11 protein-coding genes are annotated in these 11,833 nt (G+C 66.8%); 8 read left to right on the top strand and 3 right to left on the bottom strand.

Translation table 11 applies throughout. From position 1 onward, the window contains the following. Nucleotides 1-85: 85 nt before the first annotated feature. The 5 genes from T8K17_RS10945 to pgmG all read left to right on the top strand — a co-directional run bounded on the left by T8K17_RS10945 (nucleotide 86) and on the right by pgmG (nucleotide 5,316). Nucleotides 86-829: a vWA domain-containing protein gene (locus tag T8K17_RS10945; protein WP_322334543.1), complete on the top strand. Its 744-nt coding sequence runs from the start codon at nucleotides 86-88 to the stop codon at nucleotides 827-829. Nucleotides 830-832: 3 nt separating this feature from the next. Continuing rightward, a complete protein-coding gene (locus tag T8K17_RS10950; RefSeq protein ID WP_322334544.1) occupies nucleotides 833-1,543 on the top strand; it encodes a hypothetical protein in 711 nt (236 codons plus the stop codon). A gap of 96 nt (nucleotides 1,544-1,639) precedes the next feature. Further along, a complete protein-coding gene (gene galU, locus T8K17_RS10955) occupies nucleotides 1,640-2,509 on the top strand; it encodes a UTP--glucose-1-phosphate uridylyltransferase GalU (protein ID WP_322334545.1) in 870 nt (289 codons plus the stop codon). A 54-nt stretch (nucleotides 2,510-2,563) separates the two neighbouring features. Further along, nucleotides 2,564-3,907 carry a UDP-glucose/GDP-mannose dehydrogenase family protein gene (locus T8K17_RS10960; protein WP_322334546.1) on the top strand — a complete coding sequence of 448 codons (1,344 nt, stop codon included), beginning with the start codon at nucleotides 2,564-2,566 and terminating at the stop codon, nucleotides 3,905-3,907. A gap of 11 nt (nucleotides 3,908-3,918) precedes the next feature. Then, nucleotides 3,919-5,316 carry a phosphoglucomutase/phosphomannomutase PgmG gene (gene pgmG / locus T8K17_RS10965; RefSeq protein ID WP_322334547.1) on the top strand — a complete coding sequence of 466 codons (1,398 nt, stop codon included), beginning with the start codon at nucleotides 3,919-3,921 and terminating at the stop codon, nucleotides 5,314-5,316. Between the two features lie 35 nt (nucleotides 5,317-5,351). Here the strand turns inward: pgmG and T8K17_RS10970 are convergent, their stop codons facing one another. Next, nucleotides 5,352-6,596 (bottom strand): D-alanyl-D-alanine carboxypeptidase family protein, encoded by a 1,245-nt coding sequence (locus T8K17_RS10970; RefSeq protein WP_322334548.1) that lies wholly within the window; start codon nucleotides 6,594-6,596, stop codon nucleotides 5,352-5,354. A 315-nt stretch (nucleotides 6,597-6,911) separates the two neighbouring features. Here T8K17_RS10970 and T8K17_RS10975 point away from each other — a divergent pair, with 315 nt between their 5' ends. The 3 genes from T8K17_RS10975 to clpA all read left to right on the top strand — a co-directional run bounded on the left by T8K17_RS10975 (nucleotide 6,912) and on the right by clpA (nucleotide 10,412). After that, the gene (locus T8K17_RS10975; RefSeq protein WP_322334549.1) at nucleotides 6,912-7,436 is read left to right on the top strand and encodes a phasin family protein; all 525 of its coding nucleotides are present in this window, start codon (nucleotides 6,912-6,914) and stop codon (nucleotides 7,434-7,436) included. A gap of 287 nt (nucleotides 7,437-7,723) precedes the next feature. After that, nucleotides 7,724-8,050, top strand: coding sequence for an ATP-dependent Clp protease adapter ClpS (gene clpS / locus T8K17_RS10980; RefSeq protein ID WP_028793793.1), 327 nt, complete (start codon nucleotides 7,724-7,726; stop codon nucleotides 8,048-8,050). Nucleotides 8,051-8,054: 4 nt separating this feature from the next. Continuing rightward, nucleotides 8,055-10,412: an ATP-dependent Clp protease ATP-binding subunit ClpA gene (clpA, locus tag T8K17_RS10985; RefSeq protein ID WP_322334550.1), complete on the top strand. Its 2,358-nt coding sequence runs from the start codon at nucleotides 8,055-8,057 to the stop codon at nucleotides 10,410-10,412. A 152-nt stretch (nucleotides 10,413-10,564) separates the two neighbouring features. Here clpA and T8K17_RS10990 read toward each other — a convergent pair whose 3' ends face one another. Together T8K17_RS10990 and moaE are read right to left on the bottom strand one after the other, a co-directional pair. Next, nucleotides 10,565-11,305, bottom strand: a complete 741-nt coding sequence (locus T8K17_RS10990; protein ID WP_322334551.1) for a metallophosphoesterase family protein — start codon at nucleotides 11,303-11,305, stop codon at nucleotides 10,565-10,567. A gap of 78 nt (nucleotides 11,306-11,383) precedes the next feature. Further along, nucleotides 11,384-11,833 (bottom strand): molybdopterin synthase catalytic subunit MoaE, encoded by a 450-nt coding sequence (gene moaE, locus T8K17_RS10995; protein WP_322334552.1) that lies wholly within the window; start codon nucleotides 11,831-11,833, stop codon nucleotides 11,384-11,386.

Here is an 11,833-nt window from a genome sequence, read left to right on the forward strand (position 1 = left end):
CCGGCGCCGGAGAACCGATCTTAGTGGCAGAGACCCGGACAGGGGAACGGACGGGCCCGAACGGGCATCGGAAAGCGGGCGAGTGATGGGTACCAGGGAAGACCGAGACCGCAAACTGCCGACGACACCGGACCCGGTGGGCGGCGAGATCTCGACGCGATCCGAGATCGACGCCTTCCTGTCCACCGTCCGGTCGATGCCGGCGCAGCCGGGAACCGGCCGGCGCGGACGGCTCGTCTTCGCCCTCGACGCTACCGCCAGCCGGGAGCCGACCTGGGACCGGGCCTGTCACATTCAGGCGGAGATGTTTCACCAGACCGCCGCGCTAGGCGGGCTCGACGTGCAGCTCGTGTTCTATCGCGGCTACGGCGAGTGCAAGGCGTCGAAATGGCATTCTGACCCCAAGGCGCTCGGCAAGGTGATGACCGGCGTGCGCTGCCTCGGCGGCCAGACCCAGATCGCCAAGATCCTCAAGCACGCCATTAAGGAGACCAAGCGCGAGAAGATCGGCGCCCTGATCTTCGTCGGCGACGCGTTCGAGGAGGATATCGACGCGGTCTGTCACGCGGCGGGCGAACTCGGGGTGCTCGGGGTGCCGGTCTTCGCGTTCCACGAGGGCGGCAATCCGGTGGTCGCCCGGGCGTTCAAGCAGATCGCGACGCTGACCCGCGGCGCCTATTGCCCGTTCGATCTGTCCAGCGCCGATCGCCTGAAGGAACTGCTGGCGGCCGTGGCGGTCTATGCGGCCGGGGGGCGGCAGGCGCTGCTGAACTACGGCGCCGGCCGGGGAGAGGCCGTCAGGCTGCTCACCAGCCAGGTCAGGGGCTGATCGGTGCAATATGTCGTTCTCGGGCTGTGCCTGATCGTCGGCCTCGCGCTGATGGGCCGCTGGCTGCTCAACGCCGAGCCCCGCAAGATCCTGAAGGCGGCGAAGTGGCTGGGCATCGTCCTGGCCGGGGCGCTGGCGATGGTCCTGCTGTTCCGGGGCGGTCTGCAGGGGCTCGCGGCGGCGGTGCCGCCCCTGCTGCTGTTCCTGTTCCGCGGCCGGCGCATCTGGCAGGCGATGCGCAATGCCGCCAAGACGGCGCGGGGCCCCACGCCGGGTCAGAGCACGGGCGTGCGGACCCGCTGGCTCGCCATGACTCTCGACCACGACACCGGTGCCATGGACGGGGAGGTGCTGCAGGGTCCTTTCGCCGGCCGATACCTGTCGGAGCTGTCGCCCCAGGAGCTGTCGGCGCTGGCCGACGAACTGGACGGCGACACCGAGTCCCGTCAGGTGTTCGATGCATGGCTCAACCGGATGGGTCCAGAGATGTGGGAGCAGGCCGGCGGCGAGCCGCCGCCGGGAGGAGGCGACGAGTCGGCGATGACCGCCGCCCGGGCGCGCGAAATCCTGGGCGTCGCCGAGGACGCGAACGAGGCGGATATCCGCGAGGCCCATCGGCGGCTGATGCGGGCCAATCACCCGGACCGGGGCGGATCCTCTTGGCTGGCGACCCAGATCAACCTGGCGAAGGACGTGCTGCTCGGGCAGGGGTGAGCGGGGTTTGCTTGCGTCGGACCTTGGCATTGCGCGATAACCCCCCAACTCATAGGCACACCCCCGTCTAACTGATATCCCGATTGTGAGGAGACGATGCCTGTACCCGTCCGCAAGGCCATTTTCCCTGTTGGTGGCCTTGGAACCCGCTTCCTGCCGGCCACCAAGTCGATGCCGAAGGAAATGCTCACCGTTGTCGACAAGCCGCTGATCCAATACGCGGTCGAGGAAGCGCGCGAGGCCGGCATCGAGGAACTGATCTTCGTCACGGGCCGCGGCAAGAGTGCCATCGAGGACCACTTCGATGTCGCCTACGAGCTCGAGGATATGCTGACCTCGCGTCAGAAGAACGATGCGCTGAAGCTGCTCAGCGCCACCATCCCGGCACCGGGCAGCACCGCCTTCACCCGCCAGCAGGAGCCGCTCGGCCTCGGCCACGCGGTCTGGTGCGGCCGCAACTTCGTCGGCTCCGAGCCGGTGGCCGTCCTGCTCGCCGATGACCTCATTCTGTCCGAACCGGGCTGCCTGAAGCAGATGATCGAGGCCTATAATCAGGTCGGCGGCAACATGGTCGCCCTGATGGAAGTCGAGCGCGATGCGATCTCCGCCTATGGCGTGGTCACGCCGGGCGAGGTGAACGGCAATCTGGTCGAGGTCCGCGGTCTGGTCGAGAAGCCGAAGCCGGAAGAGGCGCCGTCCAATTACGCCGTCATCGGCCGCTACATCCTGCAGCCGAAGGTCTTCGAGGATCTGGGCCGCATGGAGAAGGGGGCCGGCGGCGAGATCCAGCTCACCGACGCCATGGCCCGCCAGCTCGGCCTGCAGCCCTTCAACGGCGTGCTGTTCGAGGGCAAGCGCTTCGACTGCGGCAACAAGGTCGGCTTCCTGGAGGCGAACCTCGCGTTCGCGCTGGCACGCGACGATATGCGCGACGACATCAAGTCGTTCCTGAAAGACTACGTCTGATATCTGCGGTGGGCCCGGCGTCCCGCGTCGGGCCCGGGGCATGGGGAGACATCGATGCGCATTGCGATGATCGGCACGGGCTATGTGGGCCTCGTCACCGGCGCATGCTTTTCCGAGTTCGGCGTGGACGTGGTCTGCGTCGACAAGGATGAGGACAAGATCCGCCGGCTGAAGGCCGGGGAGATCCCGATCTTCGAGCCCGGCCTGGACGACCTGGTCGCCAACAACGTCCGGGCGGGCCGTCTCTCCTTCACCACGAACCTGGCCGAAGGGATGAAGGGCTGCGACGCCGTCTTCATCGCCGTCGGCACGCCCAGCCGGCGCGGCGACGGCCATGCCGATCTCAGCTACGTCTACGCCGCCGCGGCGGAGATCGCCGACAATCTGGACGGCTACACCGTGATCGTGACCAAGTCCACGGTCCCGGTCGGCACCGGACGCGAGGTCGAGCGGATCATCCGCGAGCGCCGGCCCGACGGCGATTTCGACGTCTGCTCCAATCCGGAATTCCTGCGCGAGGGTGCTGCGATCAACGACTTCATGCGCCCGGACCGGGTGGTGATCGGCGCCGGCAGCGACCGCTCCCGCGAGGTGATGCGCCAGCTCTACCGGCCGCTGTTCCTGATCGAGACCCCGATCGTCTTCACCGAGCTGGAGACGAGCGAGATGATCAAGTACGCCGCCAACACCTTCCTGGCGACGAAGATCACCTTCATCAACGAGATCGCCGACCTGTGCGAGCGGGTGGGGGCGGACGTGCACGACGTGGCCAAGGGCATCGGCCTCGACGGCCGCATCGGCCGCAAGTTCCTGCACCCGGGTCCCGGCTACGGCGGCTCGTGCTTCCCGAAGGACACCCTGGCGCTGGTCAAGACGGCCCAGGATTACGGCTCGCCTCTGCGGATCATCGAGACCGTCGTCGACGTGAACGACAAGCGCAAGCGGGCGATGGCCGAGCGCATCGTCGCCGCCTGCGGCGGGTCGGTCGCCGGCAAGACGGTCGCCCTGCTCGGCCTGACCTTCAAGCCGAACACCGACGACATGCGCGACAGCCCGTCGCTCGACATCGTCCCGGAGCTGATCAAGGCGGGCGCCACCGTGCGCGGCTACGACCCCGAAGGCATGAACGAGGCGGCCAAGCTGCTGCCCGACATCAAGTACTGTCAGAGCGCCTACGAGGCGATGGACGGGGCCGACGCCGTCGCCATCGTCACCGAGTGGAACGAGTTCCGCGCCCTCGACATCAACCGGATCAAGACGCTGCTGAAGGCACCGGTGATGGTCGATCTGCGCAATGTCTACGATCCGCAGGAGATGCGCGCCGCCGGCTTCGCCTATACCTGCATCGGCCGCGGCACCGAGCGTGCCGGCACCGCCGCCAGTCAAGCCGCGCATTAAGGCCCGGCGTCATGGCGGAACAGGCGACGGCCTCCCACCGGTTCGACCCGACCATCCTGCGCGAATACGACGTCCGCGGCGTGATCGGCAGCACCCTGCATGCGGCCGACGCCCAGGCGCTCGGCCGCGCCTTCGGCACCATCGTCGCCGAGAAGGGCGGTCGCCGGGTCGCCGTGGGACGCGATGGACGGATCTCCTCGCCGGAGATCGCCGCCGCCACGATCGCCGGCCTGCGGGCCGCCGGGATCGACGTGCTCGATGTGGGCGGCTGCCCCACCCCGGCCCTGTATTTCGCGGTTCACCATCTGGGGACGGATGGCGGGATCATGATCACCGGCTCGCACAACCCCCCGGATTACAACGGCTTCAAGATGATGCTGGGAACGGCTCCGTTCTTCGGGGCCGATATCCAGCGGCTGGGCGAGATCGCCGGCACCGGCGGCTTTGCCGCGGGGCAGGGGTCGGTCGAGGCCGCGCCTGTGCTGGAGGCCTATGTCGCCCGCCTGTTGCAGGACCATCGCGCCGGACGGGATCTGTCGGTGGTCTGGGATTGCGGCAACGGGGCGACCGGCCCCGTGGTGACCGCGCTGACCGAGGTTCTGCCGGGGACCCACACGGTGCTGTATCCCGAAGTGGACGGGACCTTCCCGAACCATCATCCCGATCCCACGGTCCCGGAGACGCTGGAGGGGTTGCGGGCGGCGGTGGAGGCGGCCGGCGCCGATCTCGGCATCGCCTTCGACGGCGATGGGGACCGCATCGGGGTGATCGATGAGACCGGACGGGTAATCTGGGGCGACCAGCTCCTGGCGATCTACGCCACGGAGATCCTGGCCGACGCCCCCGGTGCCACGGTGATCGCCGACGTGAAGGCAAGCCAGGTGCTGTTCGACCGGGTCGCCGAGCTGGGCGGGGTGCCGCTGATGTGGCGCACCGGCCATTCGCTGATCAAGACCAAGATGGCCGAGACCGGCGCGCCCCTGGCGGGCGAGATGAGCGGTCACCTGTTCTTCAAGGACCGCTACTACGGGTTCGACGACGCACTCTACGCGGCGGTGCGGCTGTTGGCGCTGGTGGCCGGATCGGACCGGCCGGTATCGGCCTGGCGGGACGATCTGCCGACCGTGCTGAACACGCCGGAGATCCGCTTCCCCTGTGCCGAAGAGCGCAAGTTCGGGGCGGTGGCCGAGGTGAAGGCCGCGCTCGCCGGCCGACGCGACGTGTCGGTCAACGACATCGACGGCGTCCGCGTGAGCTCGGACGACGGTTGGTGGCTGCTGCGCGCCTCGAACACCCAGGATGTGCTTGTGGCCCGCTGCGAGGCGCAGAGCCCGGAAGCTCTCGACCGGCTCAAGGAGCAGGTGCGCGGCGCGGTCCGTGCCGTCGGACTCGACGTTCCCGACTTCTGAGAGAGAGATCCGGCGAGATTACCCGGCCGGGCGGCTCAGCCGCCGGCGGGCACCGGAACGCAGGGCAGTTTGCGGCGCTTCAGGTCGAGGCAGACCGAGCGGGCGTCCTTCTCCAGCAGGCCGATCAGCCGGGCGCGGTAGATCGGCACGTCGCGGTTGGTCAGCGGCTCGACCTTGCCCTCGGTCTCGTTCAGCAGGCCCGGCAGCAGGCCGCGGGCGGTGGCGATGGAGCGCTGGGCCCGGACTTCCGTCGAATAGGCGCCGACCTGCACGCCCCAGGCACCGGAATCGTCGCGCGACCCGACCTCTTCCTCGGGATTGTCGCCACGGCTGGGCACATCCTCCGGGATCGAGGTGAGGGCGGCGATGATCTGCGGAGCCGGCGCGGGCGCCGGGGCCACGGCGGCCGCCATGATGGTCGGCCGGGCGACCGGGAGGGGCGGCTTGAACGAGGCGATGCGGATCTTCTCCGCCTGTTTGAACCCGTCAGTGAGGATGTTGCGCATATGCGCGTTGCGCTTGCTGCCGGACTCGCCGCCGAACACGACGCCGATCAGCCGCGATCCGTCGCGCACCACCGAGGCGACCAGGTTGAAGCCCGACGCGTTGATGTAGCCGGTCTTGATTCCGTCCGTGCCCTCGTAGTGGCCGAGCAGCTTGTTGTGGTTGGTGTAGGTCCGGCCCTTGTAGCTGAAGCTGCGGGTCGAGAACTCACCATAGTAACCCGGGAAGTCGCGCCGGATGGCGATGGCCAGCCGGGCCATGTCGCGCGCCGTCGTCACCTGGCGGCTGTCGTGCAGGCCGGACGCGTTCATGAAACGGGTGGAGGTCATGCCCAGATCGCGGGCCCGCTCCGTCATGGACACGGCGAAGCGGTATTCGGTACCGCCGAGCGCCTCGGCCACGGTGACGGCGACGTCGTTCGCCGACTTGGTGACGAGCGCCTTGATGGCGTCGCGGACCTGGATGGTGTCGCCGTCGCGCAGGCCGAGGCAGGAACAGGCCTGGCCGGCGGCGCGGGCGGAGGCGGTCAGGCGCTGGTTCAGGGAGAGCTTGCCCTTCTCCAGCGCGTCGAACACCATGTAGAGGGTCATGATCTTGGTGAGCGAGGCCGGATGGCGCTGCTCGTCCGGATGACGGGCGAACAGGACCTTGCCGCTCTCCACGTCGAGGACGAGGGCCGCGTACTTGGTGGCTGCCATGGCCGGCATGGTGGTCAACCCGGCCAGAAGACCGAGGACAAGGAACGGTATTGCCAATACCTGACCGATCCGCCGCATGCGTGCACTCCATTGCCGTTTGGGCTGGGGCTCGAACGGAACTGGGGTCGACGCTGCGACCACCTAATCAACGAACCCTACCCTAGACGCTGGATTAGCTTCTGTCCATAACCGATTGATTCAGGTTTACGACTTTGCTGAGGGCTCTCTGTGTTCGGCCAATGGTTTTGGTGCAACGCGGAAGATTATTGTGCAGTGCACAAAAAATCCCTTGACCCGTCCATCGTACTCCCTACATATCCGTCATGTTGCGATGCACAATTCCGGATCCCCGTATCCGGGTCGCGACGCGCATTCGACCGAATGGAGAGAGAAATGACCACCAAGAAAACCACTGCAAGCAGTGCCACGCCGGTCGACGCAGCCGTCGCCGCTGGTAAGGAGACCATGGAAAAGATGACCAAGCTGACGCACGAAACCGGCCAGAAGAATTTCGAGCAGGCCGTTACCGTCGCCAAGGAGAACATGGAGAAGGCTTCGGCCGCCGCGTTCAAGGGCTACGACGAGTTCGCCACCTACTCGCAGGCCAACTACGACGCCTTCAACAAGTCCTTCGGCATCATGACCAAGGGTTTCGAGGACGTGTCCAAGGCCTGGTTCTCCTACACCCAAAGCTCGGTCGATGCCGGCGTCGACTTCTCCAAGAAGGTTATGGGCGCGAAGAGCGTGAACGAGATCGTCGATCTCCAGAACGACTTCGCCAAGTCCTCCTTCGACAGCTTCGTCGCCGAGAGCACCAAGCTCTCCGAGATGTCCGTGAAGACCGCCAACGAGGCGATCGAGCCGATCAAGGCCCGCGTCGACGAGACCGTCGTCAGCATCTCGAAGGTCGCCGCCTGACGGCTGCCCGAGCGCGATGACCGCGCTCGCCGATATCTGTTTCGCATGGGAGGCCCGGTCGGCAATCGACCGGGCCTCCGCGCGTTCCGGGCCACCCTTGCAGCGGGGTTTTCGGTCCGGTCTGAAGCGAATTGGTCCGGTTCCCACGGCACCCCCTTCCCCCCGGCCGGATGAATCTCATATTCTCCAGAGAGCGGCGGCGCCTGCGCGGTTCGACGGTCGCCCATATCTCGGTGGCCGGCGGTCGCCGATCGCCGGGGATATCACCAGACGCCCACGGGTTCAGAATGAGTGACGACGATCGCGGAAACGGGAACGGCACCAACACCGGCGTGGTCGTAAAGACGCGTCCTAAGACCAAAAAACCGTCGATGTACAAGGTCATCATGCTGAACGACGACTACACGCCGATGGAGTTCGTCGTTCACGTGTTGGAGAGATTCTTTAACAAGAATCGAGAAGAAGCGACCCGCATCATGCTGCACGTACACCAGCGCGGGGTGGGGGTGTGCGGAGTCTTCACATACGAGGTGGCCGAGACCAAGGTCACTCAGGTCATGGACTTCGCGCGTCAGCATCACCATCCTTTGCAGTGCACCTTGGAGAAAGATTGACGACATGCTGTCGAAGAACCTCGAAGAGAGCCTGCACCGCGCCCTCGGTCTCGCGAACGAGAAGCGCCATGAGTACGCCACGCTGGAGCACCTGCTGCTCTCGCTGACGGACGATCAGGATGCGCTCGCCGTTCTCAAGGCCTGCGGTGTGGACGTCACCAAACTGCGTGACGATCTGATCACCTATATCGACACCGAGCTCAACGGCCTGGTCGGCAGTGCGCTCGAGGAAGCCAAGCCGACCGCCGGATTCCAGCGCGTGGTTCAGCGCGCCGTGATTCATGTGCAGTCTTCCGGCCGCGAAGAGGTCACCGGCGCCAACGTGCTGGTCGCCCTGCTGTCCGAGCGGGAGAGCCATGCGGTGTTCTTCCTGCAGGAGCAGGAGATGACCCGCTTCGACGCGGTGAGCTACATCAGCCACGGCATCGCCAAGGTCCACGGCCAGCAGCAGGCCGAGCCGAAGCGCTCGGTCGACGGGGCCGAGGAGGAGTCGAAGGGTGAGCAGGTCAACAAGCAGGGCCATGAGGCGCTCGACGCCTATTGCGTGGACCTGAACAAGAAGGCTGCCTCGGGCAAGATCGACCCGCTGATCGGCCGCGAGCACGAGGTCGAGCGGACGATCCAGATCCTGTGCCGCCGGACCAAGAACAACCCGCTCTATGTGGGCGACCCGGGCGTGGGCAAGACCGCCATCGCCGAGGGTCTGGCCAAGCGCATCGTCGACGGCGACGTGCCGGAAGTGCTCATCGACGCCCAGATCTTCTCCCTCGATATGGGCGCGCTGCTTGCCGGTACGCGCTACCGCGGCGATTTCGAGGAGCGGCTGAAGGCGGTGGTCAACGAGCTGGAGCAGAACCCGCACGCGGTCCTGTTCATCGACGAGATCCACACGGTGATCGGCGCCGGGGCGACCAGCGGCGGGGCGATGGACGCCTCCAACCTGCTGAAGCCGGCACTGCAGTCGGGCGGCCTGCGTTGCATCGGCTCGACCACCTACAAGGAATACCGCAGCTACTTCGAGAAGGACCGCGCCCTGGTGCGCCGGTTCCAGAAGATCGACGTCAACGAGCCGTCGATCGCGGATTCGATCAAGATCCTCAAGGGCCTGAAGCCCTACTACGAGGAGCATCACAAGGTCCGCTACACCAACGAGGCGCTGAAGACGGCGGTGGAGCTGTCGGCGAAGTACATCGGCGACCGCAAGCTGCCGGATAAGGCGATCGACGTGATCGACGAGGTTGGGGCGGCCCAGATGCTGGTCTCGCCGTCCAAGCGCCGTAAGACCATCGGCGTGAAGGAGGTCGAGGACATCGTCGCCAAGATCGCCCGCATCCCGCCGAAAAGCGTGTCGACCGACGACAAGACCGTGCTCGCCAATCTGGAGCGCGATCTGAAGACGGTGGTGTTCGGTCAGGACGAGGCGATCTCCTCCCTGTCGACGGCGATCAAGCTGGCCCGTGCCGGCCTGCGCGACGCCGACAAGCCGATCGGCAACTACCTGTTCTCCGGCCCGACCGGCGTCGGCAAGACCGAGGTGGCCCGGCAACTCGCCCTGATCATGGGCGTGGATCTGATCCGCTTCGACATGTCCGAGTACATGGAACGGCATTCGGTGAGCCGTCTGATCGGCGCGCCGCCGGGCTATGTCGGCTTCGACCAGGGCGGTCTGCTGACCGACCAGATCGACCAGCATCCGCACTGCGTCCTGCTGCTCGACGAGATCGAGAAGGCCCATCCGGACCTGTTCAACGTCCTGCTGCAGGTCATGGACCACGGCAAGCTGACCGATCACAACGGCAAGAACGTCGACTTCCGCAACGTGATCCTGATCATGACCACGAACGCGGGCGCCGCCGATCTCGCCAAGGAGGCCGTCGGCTTCGCGCGGTCGCAGCGCGAGGGCGACGACACCGAGGCGATCAACCGGATGTTCACGCCGGAGTTCCGCAACCGTCTCGACGCCATCGTCGGCTTCAAGCCGCTGGGTCAGGAGATCATCAGCCGGGTCGTGGACAAGTTCCTGATCCAGCTCGAGGCCCAGCTCGCGGATCGCGGCGTGACCATCGAGGCGAGCGCCCAGGCGCGTGCCTGGCTCGGCGAGAAGGGCTACGACCGGCTCTACGGCGCGCGGCCGCTCTCCCGGATCATCCAGGAGCACATCAAGAAGCCGCTGGCCGAGGAACTGCTGTTCGGCCGTCTGGTCAAGGGCGGGGTGGTGCGCATCGGTCTGGTCGACGGCAAGCTCGCCTTCGACTTCGACGACGAGCCGACCCCGGAGAAACCCGGCAAGCCGACCAAGGCCAAGGGCCGCAAGGGCGGCGGCGGCAAGGACACCGGCAAGGTGGAGGAACTGGTCGACTAGACCCGGCCTCCATCGTACGAGACCGCGGCCCTCTCCCGATCGGGAGGGGGCCGTTTCGATTCAGTCACCCTATCCCGTCATCCTGATGCAAATCAGGATCAAGCTCCGTCGACTGTGCACCGCAGGTCCTGACTTGCGTCAGGATGACGGCTCTACCGAACCCAGCCGCTTTCCAGCGCGCTGGCCCAGGCCTTGTTGCCGCGTTCGGCGGCGAGGCGGGACATGGCCATGTTGTCGTAGGGCACCTGCCGGAAGCTGACGGTCCAGCGGCCGCCCGCCTCCTCCAGGATCGCGTAGGCGGCGTCCGGCGTGCCCGCCTGCATGGTGTGCGGAGTCGGCGGCGTCGGATCCTCGTAGCCGGGGCAGCCCACACTGCCCGGGTTCACCACCATGCGCCCGTCCGACAGGCGCACCGCCCGTGGGATGTGGCTGTGGGCGCAGAGCAGCAGCGGACAGTCGATCCCGGCCGCCTCCGCCTCGATGGCCTGCAGCCGGTTCATGGCCATGCCGCCGTCCAGAACCCGCTCCAGCCAGTAGGTGTTGTCGTCGCTCGGCGTGCCGTGACACAGGAAGATCCGGTCCTCCACGAGGCGGGTCGCGGGCAGGGCGGACAGCCAGTCCAAATGGGCCTCGGTGAGCTGGCTGTGGGCCCAGCGATCCGACTTTCCCATCTCCTCCGGCGTCTTCTCCAGGATCCAGCGGTCGTGGTTGCCACGGATGGAGATCATCTCGTTGGCCAGCAGCAGGTCGGCCGTCTTCCCCGCCTCCAGGGGCGAGCTCAGGTGGTCGCCCAGGTTGACGGTCAGATCGACCCCGATCCGGGCGATATCCGCCAGCACCGCCTCCAGCGCCAGGTGGTTTCCGTGAATATCCGCGATTGCCGCAATGCGCATGCGTCTCTCCTCAACCGTCGGTTCTGTCGACCGATCATCGGTGGAGAGAAGCGGGCTGGCAATCGGCCATCCGGTGGGTCACCCCCAGCGGGCTGCGGCCTCGTCGTCGGCCTCGCGCGCATCGACCCAGCGCGCGCCGTCCGGGGTGTCCTCGCGCTTCCAGAACGGCGCCTTGGTCTTCAGCCAGTCGATGAGGAAGCCGGTCGCGTCCAGCGCGGCCTGCCGGTGGGCGGAGGCGCAGGCGACCAGCACGATGTTGTCCCCCGGCGCGAGGTCGCCGACCCGGTGGATGATCAGGGTGGCATCCAGCGGCCAGCGGGCCCGGGCCTCGCGCTCGATCTCCTCCAACTGCCGCTCGGTCATGCCGGGATAGTGCTCCAGCGACATGGCGCTGACGGACTGGCCGCCGGCGATGTCGCGGACCAGGCCGACGAAGACGCCGAGCCCGCCGATGGCGTGGTTGCCGGCGGTGAGCGCGGCCAGTTCCCGGCCAATGTCGAAATCCTCTTCCTGGACGCGGACGGCCAT

Origin of the sequence: Thalassobaculum sp. OXR-137 (assembly GCF_034377285.1) — a bacterium.
Classification (GTDB): domain Bacteria; phylum Pseudomonadota; class Alphaproteobacteria; order Thalassobaculales; family Thalassobaculaceae; genus Thalassobaculum.

What these genes read in the sequence shown, in the direction of transcription:
- T8K17_RS10945 (WP_322334543.1), top strand. Translation starts at nt 86, where the DNA reads ATGGGTACCAGGGAAGACCGAGACCGCAAACTGCCGACGACACCGGAC.
- galU (WP_322334545.1), top strand. Translation starts at nt 1,640, where the DNA reads ATGCCTGTACCCGTCCGCAAGGCCATTTTCCCTGTTGGTGGCCTTGGA.
- T8K17_RS10960 (WP_322334546.1), top strand. Translation starts at nt 2,564, where the DNA reads ATGCGCATTGCGATGATCGGCACGGGCTATGTGGGCCTCGTCACCGGC.
- pgmG (WP_322334547.1), top strand. Translation starts at nt 3,919, where the DNA reads ATGGCGGAACAGGCGACGGCCTCCCACCGGTTCGACCCGACCATCCTG.
- T8K17_RS10970 (WP_322334548.1), bottom strand. Translation starts at nt 6,596, where the DNA reads ATGCGGCGGATCGGTCAGGTATTGGCAATACCGTTCCTTGTCCTCGGT.
- T8K17_RS10975 (WP_322334549.1), top strand. Translation starts at nt 6,912, where the DNA reads ATGACCACCAAGAAAACCACTGCAAGCAGTGCCACGCCGGTCGACGCA.
- clpS (WP_028793793.1), top strand. Translation starts at nt 7,724, where the DNA reads ATGAGTGACGACGATCGCGGAAACGGGAACGGCACCAACACCGGCGTG.
- clpA (WP_322334550.1), top strand. Translation starts at nt 8,055, where the DNA reads ATGCTGTCGAAGAACCTCGAAGAGAGCCTGCACCGCGCCCTCGGTCTC.
- T8K17_RS10990 (WP_322334551.1), bottom strand. Translation starts at nt 11,305, where the DNA reads ATGCGCATTGCGGCAATCGCGGATATTCACGGAAACCACCTGGCGCTG.
- moaE (WP_322334552.1), bottom strand. Translation starts at nt 11,833, where the DNA reads ATGGCCGTCCGCGTCCAGGAAGAGGATTTCGACATTGGCCGGGAACTG.